The sequence below is a fragment of the Frankia sp. AvcI1 genome, assembly GCF_001420875.1.
Classification (GTDB): Bacteria; Actinomycetota; Actinomycetes; order Frankiales; family Frankiaceae; genus Frankia; species Frankia alni.
The window spans coordinates 1-15,592 of record NZ_LJFZ01000034.1; the positions used below are offsets into that span (position 1 = coordinate 1).

At 71.9% G+C, this 15,592-nt stretch carries 10 protein-coding genes and 12 pseudogenes; 15 read left to right on the forward strand and 7 right to left on the reverse strand.

Annotated features, from left to right (window positions below):
• Positions 1-66: 66 nt before the first annotated feature.
• Positions 67-514, reverse strand: a 448-nt coding sequence (locus tag UK94_RS66450; RefSeq protein ID WP_235490019.1) for a zinc-binding dehydrogenase, incomplete at its 5' end; no start/stop codon positions are given.
• 1 nt (position 515) lies between these two features.
• Positions 516-1,419 (reverse strand): annotated as a pseudogene (locus UK94_RS66455) (hypothetical protein); the annotation flags it as partial.
• An 88-nt stretch (positions 1,420-1,507) separates the two neighbouring features.
• Between UK94_RS66455 and UK94_RS75150 the strand changes: the two are divergent.
• Both UK94_RS75150 and UK94_RS66465 read left to right on the forward strand, forming a co-directional pair.
• A pseudogene (locus UK94_RS75150) lies at positions 1,508-1,651 on the forward strand (pyridoxamine 5-phosphate oxidase); the annotation flags it as partial.
• Between the two features lies 1 nt (position 1,652).
• Positions 1,653-1,995, forward strand: a pseudogene (locus tag UK94_RS66465) (pyridoxamine 5-phosphate oxidase); the annotation flags it as partial.
• A 462-nt stretch (positions 1,996-2,457) separates the two neighbouring features.
• On the opposite strand, the pseudogene UK94_RS66470 reads toward UK94_RS66465, so the two are convergent.
• The 4 genes and pseudogenes from UK94_RS66470 to UK94_RS26580 form a co-directional block, all read right to left on the reverse strand.
• Positions 2,458-2,778, reverse strand: a pseudogene (locus UK94_RS66470) (DUF664 domain-containing protein); the annotation flags it as partial.
• 1 nt (position 2,779) lies between these two features.
• Positions 2,780-2,865 (reverse strand): annotated as a pseudogene (locus UK94_RS75155) (DinB family protein); the annotation flags it as partial.
• 217 nt (positions 2,866-3,082) lie between these two features.
• A pseudogene (locus tag UK94_RS26570) lies at positions 3,083-3,821 on the reverse strand (nucleoside phosphorylase); the annotation flags it as partial.
• A 649-nt stretch (positions 3,822-4,470) separates the two neighbouring features.
• Positions 4,471-4,959: a MarR family transcriptional regulator gene (locus UK94_RS26580; protein ID WP_011605133.1), complete on the reverse strand. Its 489-nt coding sequence runs from the start codon at positions 4,957-4,959 to the stop codon at positions 4,471-4,473.
• 146 nt (positions 4,960-5,105) lie between these two features.
• Here UK94_RS26580 and UK94_RS75160 point away from each other — a divergent pair.
• The 13 genes and pseudogenes from UK94_RS75160 to UK94_RS26625 form a co-directional block, all read left to right on the forward strand.
• Positions 5,106-5,169: pseudogene (locus tag UK94_RS75160) on the forward strand (nucleoside-diphosphate sugar epimerase); the annotation flags it as partial.
• Position 5,170: 1 nt separating this feature from the next.
• Positions 5,171-5,717 (forward strand): annotated as a pseudogene (locus UK94_RS26585) (NAD(P)H-binding protein); the annotation flags it as partial.
• Positions 5,718-6,004: 287 nt separating this feature from the next.
• A partial coding sequence (locus UK94_RS66480; RefSeq protein ID WP_235490062.1) for a TetR family transcriptional regulator occupies positions 6,005-6,180 on the forward strand: 176 nt, incomplete at its 3' end.
• Between the two features lies 1 nt (position 6,181).
• A pseudogene (locus UK94_RS66485) lies at positions 6,182-6,658 on the forward strand (TetR-like C-terminal domain-containing protein); the annotation flags it as partial.
• 1,545 nt (positions 6,659-8,203) lie between these two features.
• Positions 8,204-8,430, forward strand: a pseudogene (locus UK94_RS66490) (ferredoxin); the annotation flags it as partial.
• 5 nt (positions 8,431-8,435) lie between these two features.
• Positions 8,436-9,240: NAD(P)/FAD-dependent oxidoreductase (locus UK94_RS66495; RefSeq protein WP_235490065.1), on the forward strand; the 805-nt coding region annotated here is incomplete at its 3' end.
• A gap of 1 nt (position 9,241) precedes the next feature.
• Positions 9,242-9,875, forward strand: a pseudogene (locus UK94_RS66500) (oxidoreductase C-terminal domain-containing protein); the annotation flags it as partial.
• An 11-nt stretch (positions 9,876-9,886) separates the two neighbouring features.
• On the forward strand, positions 9,887-10,722 hold an 836-nt coding region (locus UK94_RS66505), incomplete at its 3' end, for an NAD(P)-dependent oxidoreductase (protein ID WP_268761664.1).
• 211 nt (positions 10,723-10,933) lie between these two features.
• Complete coding sequence (locus UK94_RS66510; RefSeq protein WP_235490069.1) at positions 10,934-11,353, forward strand: carboxymuconolactone decarboxylase family protein; 420 nt, start codon at positions 10,934-10,936, stop codon at positions 11,351-11,353.
• Positions 11,350-11,679: pseudogene (locus UK94_RS66515) on the forward strand (cytochrome P450); the annotation flags it as partial. The gene UK94_RS66510 and the pseudogene UK94_RS66515, both read left to right, overlap by 4 nt.
• 423 nt (positions 11,680-12,102) lie before the next feature.
• Positions 12,103-12,544 (forward strand): cytochrome P450 (locus UK94_RS66520; protein WP_268761665.1); only part of this gene is annotated, 442 nt, incomplete at its 3' end.
• A 120-nt stretch (positions 12,545-12,664) separates the two neighbouring features.
• Positions 12,665-13,042: a hypothetical protein gene (locus UK94_RS26620; protein WP_011605143.1), complete on the forward strand. Its 378-nt coding sequence runs from the start codon at positions 12,665-12,667 to the stop codon at positions 13,040-13,042.
• Positions 13,043-13,331: 289 nt separating this feature from the next.
• A partial coding sequence (locus UK94_RS26625) for a glycoside hydrolase family 27 protein (protein WP_235490023.1) occupies positions 13,332-14,846 on the forward strand: 1,515 nt, incomplete at its 3' end.
• A 61-nt stretch (positions 14,847-14,907) separates the two neighbouring features.
• On the opposite strand, the gene UK94_RS26630 is transcribed toward UK94_RS26625, so the two are convergent.
• The gene (locus UK94_RS26630) at positions 14,908-15,273 is read right to left on the reverse strand and encodes a hypothetical protein (protein WP_011605145.1); all 366 of its coding nucleotides are present in this window, start codon (positions 15,271-15,273) and stop codon (positions 14,908-14,910) included.
• Positions 15,274-15,592 lie beyond the last annotated feature (319 nt).

A 15,592-nucleotide genomic window follows, 5' to 3' on the forward strand; every position in this document is an offset into this window, starting at 1 on the left:
CCTCACGGTCCACCCGCCGGTTCGCTCACCATGCCACGCGACCGCGCACGGACACGCCGACAGGTCCTACATGCCTGGTCCGTCAACCCGGATGACGACCCGGCCGGTGAACGCCCCACGCAGCAGGTCGGTGAAAGCGCGTGGCGCGTTCTCGATCCCGTCCACGATGGTCTCGTCGAGTTGCAGCCGGCCCGTCGCCAGCCAGTGGCCGATCTCCTGTTCGGCCTCGGCGCGGCGGTCCGCGAAGTCGGCGGTGCGCAGACCCCGCAGGGTGAGCCGGTTGGCGATGGCGTAGCCCAGGTCCGGGGTCGTCTCCTCGCCCGCGGCCCGGCCGGGCCGCGGGCCGGTCTGGCGATCGAGCAGCCCGCACAGCACCACCCGGCCGTGCGGGCGCAGCAGGCGGACCGCGGCGGCGAGCTGTGCGCCGCCGGTGTTGTCGAAGTAGACGTCGATGCCCTCCGGGGCGCATTCGCGCAGCCGATCGAGCACGGGGCCGTCCCGGTGGTCGAAGGCCNCGTCGAAGCCGAGAGTCCCAGTCACGTGCGCGACCTTGGCCGGTGACCCCGCGCTGCCGATCACCCGGCCGGCACCGCGCAGCCGTGCGATCTGACCGGCGAGGCCGCCGACCGCTCCGGCCGCGCCGGACACGAACACGGTGTCGCCGGATCGCAGCTCGGCCGCGGCGACCAGACCGGCCCAGGCGGTCAGCAGCGGGGCCAGATACGCGGTCGGGGTGGGGAGGACGGCAGGGTCGACCCGCCGTAGCGCCGCCGCGTCGGCGACGGCGAACTCGCGCCATCCGAGCTGGTGACAGACCTCGTCGCCCACGGCGAAGCCGGGGTCGGTGCTGGCGACGACCTCACCGAGGGCGGCCCCCGGCACGACGTCGCCGAGGGTGAGCCGGGGCAGCGGCAGGCCGACGTCGCCGAGGAACAGGCGGGCGGCGGCGTCGAGAGCAAACAGGGTGGTGCGGACGACGACCTGCCCTGGCCGCGGGGCCGGCACTGCGGCCAGTTCCACGCGGAAGTCCTCCGGTGCCGGCAGCCCGACCGGATACGCGGCGAGACGTACCAGCCGACCGGCAGCCGGTGCGGACAGCGACTCGACGGGCGACGACGAGGTAGGCGACGACGAGGCAGGCGACGACGAGGCAGGTGCCGACGAGATGGGCGACGACGGGGCGGGTGGGGTGACCTGCGGCGGCTCGGTGGCGGACGAGGTGGCGGGGGTGGAGGCGCTCATGTCGCCGACGGTAGGGGCTTCCGCGTGCGTGAAGGTCAAGCCCGCCACGCCGGGAAAATGGCCGACCATAGGAAGTGGGAGTCTCGATTGCGTGCATTGACGGTGCAGGCCGGGTTCCGTGGCAGGCAGGCCATCGGCAGTGTCACCCAGTGCCCAACCGAAGGGAGATGCGGACATGANGGTTCCGACGGAGGATGCCGCCGCTGGTCCGGGCGCCGGCTTACCTGACGGGCGTGGGCGGGACGGCCAATCCCCCGGCGCCGGTCTGACGGACGAGCAGCGGCGGTTCCTCGCCGCGCACACGCGTGGCTTTCTGATCGTGACCGGCGCGGACGGCGGGCCGATCGGTTACCCGATGACCGTCCGGTGGTGCGACGGCACGCTGGAGTTCAACACCTACCGTAGGAGCNCGAAGGTTACCCACCTGCGCCGGGACGGCCGGGTCTGTGTGGTCGTGGTGCCCCGTGACCGGGCGGCCGATCGGCGTGTGCTCAGTGTCTGGGGACGCGTGCAGCCCGGCGAGGGAAGCATCGAGCACTGGATGCACGACGGCGACGGCACGGATCCGACGCCGAGCCCGTCCACGCCGCCGCAGACCACGCCGCCCCACGTCACGAGCCCGCACGTCACGGCCCCGCAGGTCACGACCCCGCACGTCACGACCCCGCCCCACGTTGTCAGCAGGGTCCGGGAGAGGCTGCTCGACGGCAGGCGGATCATCATCCGGGTGAGCCCCCTCACCGCCCTGTTCATNAATGCAGCGCAGGGAGCAGACGATGTCGGCTGAGCGCCGCCGGCGGATCGCGATGGACGCCGAGCAGCTCTCGGCGTTCCTCGACGGTTCCGCGGAGATGGTCGTCGCCTACGTGAACGCGGACGGTTGGCCCGTCGGAGCCCTGGCCGGCGCCGAGCGGCACGGGGAGGAGATCACGGTTGCGTTCGTCGATCCGTCCGGGGCCGCCGCCGAGGTCGGCGTCGGCGATGCGGTGTGCTGTGTCGCCGAGGAGGGGGCCAGCTACGACGAGATCCGGGGCGCGATCGTGCGCGGTGAGGTGACCACGGTCGCCACGGCGGCCGGCCGGCACCGCTGGACCGTCCGCGAGCGGAACATCAGCAGCTTCGACTTCGCAGCCCTGGCCGACCCCGGGCCGGGGGGCGCCGGCTGATCCGCCGGGCGCGTCGACCGGGCCGATCCGTCAACCCGGGGCAGACGCGTCAGACCAGGCCGGCACGGACGATGTCGCCGTCGTGGTGGTGGCACTCGTGCAGGGCGCTGCGGGCCACCAGGGCGACCTCGACGATCCGGCCGTCCAGGTCGATCGTGCGGCGTGCCAGGTCCGCGTCGAGCCGCGCCATCGTCTCGCGCAGGCGGGCGACCCGGCGTTCGAACTGGCCGAGGAGATCGTCCAGGTCGCCGCGGAGGTAGTCCGCCGCGGCCACTGACGCGTCGGGGTCGACGGCCGGGATCACCGGGGTCTGCTCGGCGGTGGCCCGTTCGATCAGCCAACGGTGGAAGGCCATCGATTCGCGCAGGTGNCCGAGGTACTCGATCGGCGACCAGACAGTCGGTCCCGGGCGGTGGCGCACGACGTCCGCGGGCAGGGCCCGCAGATGCTCGGCGATCCGTCCGGCGACCGGGCCGAGATCGGCGGCGACCTGCCCGACCCCGACGGCGGACGCGTCGAAGTCNCACTCGCTGCACACCTGCTCCACCGTCGACTCCTCCACGATCACGTCCACGAGCACGAACGACCACGACCACTAACGACCACGACCACTAACGACCACTGACGACCACGACCGGGTTCGCCCGCGTCATTCGCCCGCGCTCACGAGACTNCCGCGGCGCGGCCGAGTTCCACGCAGGTCTCGGCGGCGAGGTGGAACAGGCGCGCGCGGGTGGGCAGCGCCTGCTGCCAGTCCCGCGACGCCCAGACCGGGCCCGCCAACGAATCGCCGGCGTAGAGGAGCTGCGCGAACCGCACCCCGCGGAACCGGGCGACCGCGAAGAAGGCGGCGGCCTCCATCTCCACCGTGAGGCAGCCCTCCATGCGCCTGGCCTCGACCTTGGCCGGCGTCTCGCGGTAGATCGCGTCGGTCGTCCAGGTCTTGCCGCGAACGAAGGGCACCCCGTGACGGGCCAGCACCGCCTCGGCCGCCGCCACCCCGGCGGGATCGGCGCTCACCTCGCGGCTGGGCGGCTGGTAGTGGAACGAGGTTCCCTCGTCGCGGACGGCCCGGTCGGGGACGATGACCTGTCCGAGCACGAGGGAGTCGACCAGCGATCCCGCCCCGCCGCAGGCAACGAAGGTCCGGGCGCCGAGGACGATGGCCTCCTCCATGAAACCCGCGCACAGCGGTGCGCCGATGCCCGGCTGGAACACGGCGATCGGCGTCCCGTCGAGGAGCACCTCGTACACGGGATGCCGGCCGTGCTCACCGACGAGCTCGGTCAGCACCCGGGCCTGATGGGTCTCCACCAGGGCATCGACGACCTCCCCGAAGAAACACAGCACCGCGAGTTCCGGCAGCCGGACACCCGCCTTCTCCCGACCCCGGCCCGCGAACGGCCGGACCATGCCCGCGGGAGAGGGATNGAACTCGACCAACGGAAGCGACGCAGAATCCGAGATCTCCACCCGGATCATTCTGGCAGGCCCATGTATGGCGCGTCGCCGCTCATATCCGTGATCATCCTTGGCGGGATCGCGCCTGAGCCGCGCCGCGACACTCGAACCGTCACACCAATCCGGTCCGGCGGGCCTCTGAGGGAAGGAGACGGAACGAGGTCCGATGGATTCCGATGGATGAGGAGCGAGACGTCGAGTTCCGGGCGTACTTCGCCAGCCGGCTTCCGGCGCTGCTACGCCTGGCGNACCTGCTCACCGGGAATGCAGCCGACGCCGAGGGCGTGGCCCAGACCGCGCTCGCCCGGGAGTTCGCGCCTGGGACCGTGTGCGGAGCAGTAACGCCCCCGACGCCTACGCCCGGCGCATCCTCATCAACGCTCGCCGTCGCCGGTTCCGCCGCCGGCGGGTCGGCGAGACGTCGAGGTCCGATGTNCCCGACGGCGTCCCTACATCCCGGCGGGCTGGCCGGGGTCGAGGACCGGGTCGGGCTGGCTGCGGCGTTGGCCGTGCTGTCCACGCGGCAGCCGGCCGTGAGGCGTCGCATGATCACACCGTCGATTCCGCGGGCCTGGTCGACGACTCAGGCGACGCAGCTTGATCAGGGCTCGCGGGGGACGGACGAGGCGGCCGCCCGGCACGTGAACTGGCTCGGGTCTGCCCCCGCCTTGGCGAGCAGCGCGTAGAGGTGTTGCTGATCGTCCGGGGAGAGACGGGCGAGCGGGGAGCCCGCCGTGAAGGCCTGCACGAGCTGCGCGCGCACTTCGACGCCTCTGCGGGTCAGACTGATGATCTTCTGTCGGCGATCCGTCGGTGCCGGTCGCCGTCGGATCAGGCCGCGCTGTTCGAGCCGGTCCGTCAGGAACGTCACGGTGGACGGGTCACAGTTCAGCGTTGCCGCCAGCGCGCGCATCGAGGGCGGCGGGCCGTCGGGGTCCAGCCGCCACAGCGCGCCGGCGAGCGCCTCGGTGAGATCGAGCTCCTTCACCAGGTCCGCGGCCAGGTCGTTGGTCGCGACCGCGAGGGTGACGACCTGCTTGACGACGGCGTGGATCAGCGAGTCGTCCGCAAGGCCGTCGCCGTCGCCCACCCGCCGACATTACCTGGAGCGTCCGAACCTGGCACATCCGAACCTGGCATATCCGAAGCTTGACGTCTCCAAGTATNTGCCCAATACTTGGAGACTCAAAGTTTTTCGGCAATGTCGTCAACAGCGTTGATTAGCGGAGGGTCAGCATGCATCTGGCGGTCTTCGGCGGCACCGGGCACACCGGGCGTCACCTGCTCGAACAGGCGTTGGNGCAGGGCCACACGGTCACCGCACTCGCCCGCGACCCCCGCGGTCTCGCCACCCACGAACGTCTGCGGCCGGTGGCCGGTGACGTCCGCGACGCGGCCGTCGTGAAGCAGGTCATCGCCGGCAGCGACGCCGTGCTCAGCGCGCTGGGCCAGCGCAGATGGGGCAGCACGGTCTGCACGGACGGGATGCGCACCATCCTGCCGGCGATGCAGGACCACGGCGTGGAGCGTCTGATCGCCGTCAGCGGCTACGGCGTGGCCGACAGCCGCCACCGCAACCTCTACGTCGCCATCGCCCGGGTGGCGATCAGATCCCTGATGCGCGACAAGGAGGGCATGGAGGATCTCATCAGGGCGAGCGCCACCACCTGGACCATCGTCCGGCCGGCCCTGCTCACCGGCGGCCCGCGCACCGGGCGCTACCGCACCGGCACCGACCTGCGCCTGACGATCACATCCAGGATCTCCTACGCCGACGTCGCCGACTTCATGCTCGCCCACCTCACCCGGGACGACTACGCCTGCCGCGCTGCCGCCATCACCTCGTAGCCGTCCGGCCGGACGAGCCGACCATCGCAAAGGGCGCCGGCACATCACCGGTAGCGGCCTGGGACTGTCCATCCACGGGTTGTCCATCCCTGAGTTGTCCATCGGCCTGCGACGTAGGCTCTGGGCGGAGGTGGTGACCGGTGGCGACCGCGCAGTTTCCGCGCGGCAGGCCGGGCGGCTCGGGCAGGGCGCGCAGCATGCGCGGGCAGGGCGAGCAGCTTCGTCGGGAGATCCTGGCCGCGGTGAACCATCTGCTGGTGGAGTGGGGCAGCGCCGAGAAACTGACGATGCGCGCGGTCGCCCGAGAGGTCGGGGTCGCGGCGCCGAGCATTTACCTGCATTTCCCGGACAAGGCGGCACTGGTCTGGGCGGCGTTGTCCGACAAGTACGACGATCTGGTCGCAAGCATGGCGCGGGCGGACGAGGCCACCGACGACACCGATCCCCGCGAGCCGCTGCGGGCNCAGACGCACGCCTACTGCCGGTTCGCGCTGACCAACCCCGGGCACTACCGGCTGATGTTCGAGGTGCCGCAGCCGACGGTGGAGATCGCGAGGATCAGCGAGCACCCGGCCCACGGCGTCTCGGCCAGTCTCCGCGCCGGCTTCCGGCGCTGTCGGCAGAGCGGATACGCGCTGTCCCTGCCGGTGGAGCAGGCAGCCCAGACCCTGTGGGCGGGGCTGCACGGCATGGTGACGCTCCACCACAGCCTCTTCCACGACGAGTCGACGGAGAACCTGACGCTGCAGCTCGCCGACGGCCTGCTCGACTCCCTCGTCGCGAGCACGCCGGGCACCTCGCCGCCCTTCCGGTCCGCTCCCCCGGAAACCGCCGCCTCCCGCCACATCAGGGCCATTCTGGCAGGCAACACGGATCGTCAGGGGGGAGACAGCCTTGCGCACGCCCCCGGGGGAGCCTCCCACCGGCCTACGGGGCGGTGACCGGTAGCCAGGCGGACGGTACCCCCACGGGATCAGGGCTGGGGTACCGCCACTCAGCGCCGACCTAGGCTCGGCGATCTCGGCACGGAGGTCGTGAACCCGTACGCCTACGGCGCACAGATCGCGAAGACGGTGATGGGCTGATTGGCGCTGTGACGGACCGCCCAGCCGGTCGCCGGGGTGGTCGACNAGCCACCGGTGGGCACCGAGGCAGTGAGAGCGCTTCCGTTCGACGACGACCCGCCGCCGCCGAGAGCGAAGGTGNCCGCCGGACACGACACAGCCGCGACCCTTTCGGCGGTGGCGGAGACGACGAAGCTGCTCGACCCGACGCTTGGCCCTGGCGGGCCCTGAGTGCCTGGCGGACCCTGGATGCCTGGCGGACCCTGGGTGCCTGGCGGGCCCTGAGTGCCTGGCGGGCCTGGCGGACCCTGGGTTCCCGGGGTGCCCGGCGGACCTGGCGGACCCTGGGTTCCCGGCGGACCTGGCGGACCTGGCGGACCCGGCCGGCCCTGGCACTTCTTGAACAGGTCCTCACAGTCCTTGTCGTCCAGGATGTTCAGTTTGTGCGGGGAACCGCCGCTCAGGCCGGGTGCCCCGTGGACGTCCTGCTCGACATTGCTGGCGATCGGGGCGGNCTGAGCGGTGGCCGCCTGGCCGAGCGCCGCGGTGCCGAACAAGCCACCGACCATCGACAGCATGACGGTAGTTCTGACAGCCCTCTTGCTGAGGGACCTAAAATGCATGACCACCTCCACCTTTCAAGGAAAAGATTCTCACTGGGAGCGATCAGTCTGATCGCCGGTTCGCGACGGCCATATCACCNCAATCCTGGGTCCGGTTTCACCCAGAGCAAGGTCGTCCTCTTCTTTCGAGAANCTCCCTACCGCGCGACCGGATCCACTCCTCAGCCGTTTCCGGCACCGACTCGATCGGGTCATCGATCCAGTAGACCTGGTTGATTCCNAAGTAGTATGAACGGTCGATACCGCACGGGCTTTCCTGATGACTCGACCGNCGGCGCNGCGCCTTAATCAATATCAGAGGCGAAGATCCTCGCGCACGTGACACGCCGAACAGCGATCAATAGCCTCCGCAATCCGGGCAGAGAGATCGCGTCGCGCGTATTCACTTCAGCCAATGCCACTTCAGACGCGTCTGCGTCGGAAAATAAAGCCTGCAACTCCAGCGGAGTACCAGTTCCCGCTCAAGTGCACGGATTTTGAAGCGCGATGGAGACCATGCACGCGGCGCGGACATCCGGACCAGAGATCGGGATCCTCACCGTCCACCCAAACCCACCGAGAAAGAATCGCCGATTAATTGGACAAGTGGGTATATGCCCGCTTAAAGACGGTCGGTTTTGCCTACCCTCGAAGGTTGCGAGTACAGTCTGACTTAACTTTGTTAGGTGACCGGGGTCGACAGGTNACCGAGACCACGAAATCTGCCAGTCCCCCGGTCGGCAGAGCCCCCGGAAAGGGGCTTGCCCGGAGGTTTCCATGAAGATTTCTGTCGATGTCGACAGGTGCTGNGGCGCGGGCNAGTGCGTGCTCGCCGCCCCCGACGTCTTCGATCAGCGCGACGACGACGGCATCGTGATCCTGCTCGATGCCAACCCGCCGGCCGACCAACACGACAATGTGCGTAGGGCCGCCGCGGTCTGCCCGGCGGCCACCATCGAGGTGCTCGACATCGAGGTGCTCGACATCGAGGCGCTCGACATCGAGGCGCCGGGGATCGACGCGCCGGGGATCGAGGTGCGGAGGTGAGCGCGGTGGCCCCGTCGCGGGTCACCATCGTCGGCGCCTCGGCCGCCGGTCTGAGCGTCGCGGAGGCCCTGCGACGCGGCGGCTACCCCGGGCGGCTGACGCTCATCGGCGACGAGCCCCACCTGCCCTACGACCGGCCCCCGCTGTCCAAGCAGCTGCTGTCCGGCGCGTGGGACGCCGACCGACTGCGGCTGCGCAACGCCGGGGCACTGGACGCGCTCGGGCTCGACCTGCGGCTGGGCGCCGCGGCCGTCACCCTGGACACCGAGGCGCGCGAGGTCGCCCTGGCCGACGGCGACCGGGTCGGCTACGACGCGCTCGTCCTGGCCACCGGGGCCGCCGCCCGTCGGCTGCCGGGCACCGACGGCGTCGCCGGCGTACACGTCCTGCGCACGCTCGAGGACGCACTCGACCTGCGTCGGGAGCTGCGGCCCGGCCGCCGGCTGGTGATCGTGGGCGCCGGATTCGTCGGCGCCGAGGCGGCCGCCGTCGCCCGGAAACTGGGCGCCGAGGTCACCATGGTGACCGACGCTCCGGTGCCGCTGGCCGACGCGCTCGGCCCCGACCTGGGCGCCATGCTCGCCGAGGTCCACGCCGAGCACGGGGTACGGATCATCTCCGGCGTCCGGGTCGACGCCGTCCTGACCCAGGGTGGCCGGGCCAGCGGGGTGCGGCTGGCCGACGGCCGGACCGTCGAGGCCGACGCCGTGCTGGTCGGCATCGGCGCCCGTCCCAACACCGGCTGGCTCGCGGCAAGCGGCGTCGCCGTCGGGGACGGGGTGGAGTGCGACGCCACCCTCCACGCCGGTTNGGGCGTGTGGGCGGCGGGCGACGTCGTCTCGTGGCCGCACCCGCGCACCGGTGAGCGCATCCGCATCGAGCACCGCGCGAACGCCACCGAGCAGGGCCTGGCCGTCGCCCGCAACATCCTCGCCGGGCCGGCGCACGCGACTCCCTTCGATCCGCTTCCGTACGTCTGGTCCGACCAGTACGACCTGAAGATCCAGATCTATGGCCGGATCCGGGGCTGCGACCAGGTACGGGTTGTCGAGGGCAGCCTCGCCGAACGCCGGCTGACGGCGCTGTACGGCCGCGACGGCACAGTCCGCGCCGTCGCCGGCGTCAACATGCCGCGGGCCACGCGCGGGTACCGCCCGCTGGTCGCCGAGCAGGCCCCATGGCCGCGCGCGACCGACACCGTGCCGGCCCCCAGCGCAGATAAGACCCCGAGCACAGGTCAGGCCCCGGGCACAGGTCAGGCCCCGGGCACAGGTCAGGCCCCGGGCACAGGTCAGGCCCCGGGCACAGGTCAGGCACCGAGCGGACGTCAGGTCCCGAGCGCACGTCAGGTCCCGGTCGCGGACTCGGCCCCCGGCAGCGGCTCGGCGATCAAGGACGAGCGGGCACTCGGTGACGCAGTGGCGCTCAGTGGAAGGGACGCGTGATGGCGGAGACGATGACACTGCGGGCCGGTGTGGTGGGGCTGGGGATGATCGGCGGCGGGGTCGCCGTCAGCATGGCCCGGCGCGGCCGGGTTCCCGCGGTCCACGACGTCCGGCCAGATGCGTCGGCGGCCCTGCCCGGTGTCGGCGACCCGCTGGGCTCGCCCGCGGAGGTGGCGCGCAGCAGCGACGTCGTGATGGTCGCCGTCGTCACCGCCGACCAGGCGCGCGACGTCATCGGCGGGGAGAACGGGCTGCTGGCGGGCGCCCACCCGGGCCTGACGATCGTCCTGCTGTCGACCGTGGAGCTGGCGGTCGTCCACGAGCTCGCGGCCCTGTGCGCCGAGCACGACGTGGGCTTTCTGGACTGCGGGGTGACCCCGGGCGACCGGGCGGCGGACCACGGCATGGTCGCCATCGTCGGCGGGGACGAGGCCACCGTGGAGGCCGCGCGGCCCGTGTTGGACGACTGGGCGAGGCGCGTCGTGCACTGCGGCCCGCTCGGCGCCGGGATGGTCACGAAGATCGCCCGCAATGTCGTCACCTATGGCAGCTGGCGTGCCGTGTTCGAGGCTAGCGCCCTCGCACGCGCCGCGGGTGTGAACCCCGCCCGGCTCGCCGAGGTCATCGACACCGCCGACCCCGAGGGTCACACCCTGCTCACCCTGTTGCGGCTGCGCGGCGGCGACGACCGGCTGCCGCAGGCAGCCGGTCGAAAGATCCAACCGCTGATGACCAAGGACCTCGACGCGGCCCGCGACCTCGCGACCGCCCTGGACGTCGACGTGCCCCTGGTCGAGGCGGCCCGGACCCACGCCGACCAGACTCTCGACCTGCCCGACCCGCACAGNCAGCACAACCCACAGCACCCACAGCACCCACAGCACCCGGACAGCCCACACAATCCGCACGGTAACCCGCCTAGTTCCCATAGCCCGCTCAACCGGGATGATCCACANGTCCCGCACGTCCTGGGTGACTCGAATGACCCGCGCGGCTCGCGCGACTGGGACGTCACCGCCGACCTCGACGACGGCCCGCACCGGTACGGCCTGGAGATGATGGATCAGGTCTACGGCCCCGGCTTCAGCGCCGGCGTGCAGGGCGGGCACGACCCCTTCACCGACGAGACGGTGAACTACTTGTTCGCCCAGGTCTGGGGCCGACCCGGCCTGTCCGTGCGGGACCGCCGGCTGCTCACCCTCGGCGTCGCGGCGACCGTCGGCCGCCCCGAACTGGTCCAGATCATCGCCACCGGCGGGCTGGTCAACGACGAGCTCACGCCCGACCAGCTCCGCGAGGCCGTCCTGCACCTGGCGGTCTACACCGGCTGGTGCAAGGCCACCGCCACCCACGCCGGCGTCACCGCCGCAGTCGAGGCCCACACCGCCGGCAAGGGCCACTCAGCCGACGGAGCCCACACGGCCGACCGAGGCCACACCGGCGACGGAGCCCACACCGCGAAGGAGCAGACGAGATGACGACGCGGCACCTCATCGACCAGCCCATCTCCCGCGACCTGGCCCATCCCCTCGATCCGCCCGCGGCGTACACCGAGCTGCGCGAGAACCAGCCCGTGGTCAGGGCGCGCTTCCCCAACGGCTCCACCGGCTGGCTGGTCACCCGCTTCGAGGAGGGCAGCCAGGTCTTCAGCGATCCCCGCTTCAGCGCGAAGCGCCGCCGCCACGACACCCCCGAGGGCGAGCAGGCCGAGGCCGGGGACGACGCGCCGTTCGACGCGGGCTTCGTGATGATGGACGAGCCCGACCACGGCGTCTACCGCCGGCTGCTCACCGCCCGCTTCACCNCGAAGGCGGTACAGACCAGGCTCCAGCCCTACCTGGACCGGATCGTCGCCGAGCATCTCGACGCCATCGCCGCCGGGCCCGAGACCTTCGACTTCGTCCAGGCCCTGTCGCTGCCCATCCCGTGCCTGGTGATCTGCGAACTGCTCGGCGTCCCCTACGCCGACCGTGACGGCTTCCACCACGCCACCGAGGTGATGATGGACACGGGCGTCAGCCGCGCCGAGCGCGACCGTGGGGCCCACTGGCTGGTCGACTACATCACCGCGCTGGTCGCGGACAAGCGCCGCACCGGCGACACCGAGGGCATCCTCGNCGAACTGATCGGCAAGGCGGACGACGAGGGGTCGATCCTGAGCGAGCGGCAGCTCGTCGGCCTCGGCGTCCTGCTGCTGTTCGCCGGGCACGACACCACGGCCGCCATGATGGGCCTGTCCACGCTCACCCTGCTCACCCACCCGGAGCAGCGCCGGGACCTGACCGAACATCCGGAACGGATCGGGACCGCGGTCGAGGAGCTCATGCGCTACCTGACCATCGTCCAGTTCGGCCTCGGCCGGGTCGCCGCGCAGGACGTGGAACTCGGCGGCGCCCACATCGGCAGGGGCGAGCTGGTCGTGGTCGCCATGAACGCCGCCAACCGCGACCCCCGCGTGTTCGCCGACCCCGACGCACTCGACCTCGACCGAACCATGGTCCGTCACCTGGGCTTCGGCTACGGCGTCCACGCCTGCCTCGGCCAGAACGTCGCCCGCGCGGAACTGAGGACCGTGCTGCCCGCGCTTTTCCGGCGCTTCCCCCACCTGCGCCTCGCCACCCCGCCGAACGAGGTCCCGATGGATTTCACCGGCACCAACTACGGCGTCCNCAAACTCATGGTAACCCGCTGAAATCGGGCCCCGGATTCCGCGGAGCGTGTGAGGTATTCGGCTGTCGGGTACAACGACCACCACGCCGGCAGGTATTCGATGGCGTCGGAGGTGTGCCATGCGAGGGCTGTCACGAAGGCTGTCAAGAATCAGGGCGCTCGTCCTGATCGCGGGGACCGGAGCAACACTGGCCCTCGTTCCACTGGCGCCGGCCGGCGCCGGTACGACCAACAATCCGCTGACGGTCACCGGAACCGTCAGGTGCAAGCTCGGCTCCGCCGAATCACTGAAAATCACCGGCGGCGGGGAGTCCCACGGCACGACCGTGGGCACGGGCGGACGGTTCTCGGTGGTCTTCGGTAATCCGCAGCTCCCCAGCACCGCGAGTGCCGAGGTGCGATGCGACATCGCCGGCAAGAGGACCTTCCGGAGCACGAACTTCACCCTGTATCGACCGACGACCGGCCAGACTCTCGTCGTGGACCTCGCAGCCTGACCCGCTCGTAGCCTGAGCCGCTCCTAGCCTGAGCCGCTCCCAGCCTGACCCGCTCGCAGCCTGACCCGCTGGTAGCCCGATCAGCCGGGAAGCCTGCGAAGCCCGACAGGCAGGTGGTGCGCCCGCGTGTGGGGGCGCACCACCCATGAACGCCGCCGTCGCCCGCCTTCTCGGCCACGACGTCAGCCGCGTCTGCCTGGGCCGTGGACTGACGGCGCGGCGGCGACCCCGCCACCCCGGTGACGCGCCTCGCGCACGCACCGGCCGCGGTCGGCGGCAGGATGAGGCCGTGACCCTCGCCGGTCCACGGTCGCACACCGCGGACGAGCCCCACAGCGCGAACGCGCCCCACGCCGCAGACGCGCCCCACGCCGCGAACGAGCCCCACGCCGAGGGCAAGCCCCACGCCGCGAACGAGCCCCACGCCGAGGGCGACCTGGCGCGGGGACGTGGCAGGGCGCGCGTCGCCGTGGCGCTCGGTGCGCTGGTCGTCCTGCTGCTGACGTGCCTGCGCGGCGATGGCGGCGGCGTCCCGCTCGTCGCCGACTCGACGGCGAACCGACAGGTCTCGGCGGGGCTCGCCCGCACCCCGCCGATGGGCTGGAACTCGTGGAACGCCTTCGGCGGGACCGTGCGCGACGGCGACGTCCGAGCCGCCGCCGACGCCCTGGTGCGCTCGGGGATGCGTGCCGCCGGCTACCGCTACGTGATCGTCGACGACGGGTGGATGGCGCCGACCCGCGGCGGCGACGGGCGCCTCGTGGCCGATCCGGAGCGGTTTCCCGCCGGCATCGCCGCCCTCGCCGCCTACGTGCACGCCCGGGGCCTGCGGTTCGGCCTCTACGCCTCCCCCGGCCGCACCACCTGCCAGGGACTGCCCGGCAGCCTCGGCCACGAGGCCGCCGACGCCGCCACCTTCGCCGCGTGGGGGGTCGACTACCTCAAGTACGACGCCTGCGGCTACCCGGACCTGCGCCCGGCCGGTACCGACGCCCGCAGGTGGCTGATCGCCGGGTTCGGTCGGATGCGCGCCGCGCTCGACGCCACCGGCCGGCCCGTCGTGTTCAGCATCAACCCGTCGGCGGGCGGCGATCCCGCGGCCGCGCGGGCGTGGACCTGGGCGCCGCGGGTCGCCCACCTGTGGCGGGTCACCAATGATCAGGCTCCCTGCTGGGCGTCCACCGAACCGATGGACGGCTACCCGGGCGTCTGCACGGTGGACAACCTCGACGCCGCCCGCGCCTGGGCGGCCGCCGGCGGCCCAGGCCACTGGAACGACCTGGACATGCTGACGATCGGCCTGACCCCGACCACGGCCAACCCCGGGGTGCGCGAACTGGCCGGCCTCGCCACCGCAACCCCGGCGGCCGCCCTCGACGACACCGAGGCCCGCGGCGAGCTGAGCGTCTGGTCGATGCTCGCCTCCCCGCTGCTCGCAGGCAACGATCTGACCAGGATGACCGCGACGACGGCCGCGATCCTCACGAACGCCGCCGTGCTCGCCATCGACCAGGACCCGCTCGGCGCCGCGCCGGTGCCGGTGCCCCGCCGCGACGGTCTCGCGCTGTGGACCCGGCCGCTGGCCGACGGCGACACGGCCGTGCTGGCCGTCAACCGGAGCGACTCCCCCCGCGCGGCGACTCTCACCCGGGCCGAGCTGGCCCTGCCGGCAACCGCCGCCGGCTACCGCGCCACCGACCTGTGGACGGGCACGATCACCACCCTTGCCGGCGGCCCGCTGCCCCTGACCCTCGCGCCGCACGCCGCCGCCCTGCTCCGCCTCACCTCCGCCAAGCCCGCCCCCNCCAGATCCGCCGCGGCGGGACCCACCCCGGCCGGACCCTGAACTGAGCGCGGGAAGGAGTTCAGGCCGGCCAGCGGGCGCCCGGTTCCCAGACCGACATGACGACGCTGGACATGTCCAGGGTGTCGCTCAACGGCAGGCGCCCGTCACCCACCCGGGTGATGAACTCCCCGAACACCTTCGCCGGATCGTCGTCGAGCTCGTAGACTGCCAGGTGCCGTTGTGGCAGGCGGCCGTCACCGGCCTCGCCGTCTGCGGGCAGGACGTCGGCGGGCGGGACGTCCGGCCGCACCTGGTAGCGCTGGGCGGAGACGACGCCGGGGACCTCGCAGACGTCGCGGATGTGCACTTCGTCGTACCACTTGTTGTACTCGTCGTCCCGCCCATCAGCGGGATTGCTCAGAACCAGGAAAAGCGCGCGGGCCACGTCCGGTTTCCCCTCCTCGGCGAGAACCGGCCTCCCTCGGGGGCACGGCCGGTGTCCGATGATCGGGACACTAGCGGCCGCCCGCCGCGCCGTCCATGATTTTCTGGCAGATGACTGCCAGAAAGTGGCGCCGCGAACGCCGCCGCCACGCTCCACTGGTCCCCGCCGCACCCTCCCCCGGCACGCCCCGCATCTCCCGTCCGTCCCGCGCATCTCCCGGCCGCCCCGCGCATCCCGGGCCGCCCCCCGCATCTCCCGGGCCGCCCCCCGCATTTCCGGGCCGCCCCGCGCCCCCGGCCCGCCGCGCCCGAGGAGACTG

Excerpts from the sequence above, each read along its gene's own strand:
- UK94_RS66510 (WP_235490069.1), top strand. The coding sequence starts at position 10,934 with ATGGATCAGGTCTACGGCCCCGGCTTCAGCGCCGGCGTGCAGGGCGGG.
- UK94_RS26620 (WP_011605143.1), top strand. The coding sequence starts at position 12,665 with ATGCGAGGGCTGTCACGAAGGCTGTCAAGAATCAGGGCGCTCGTCCTG.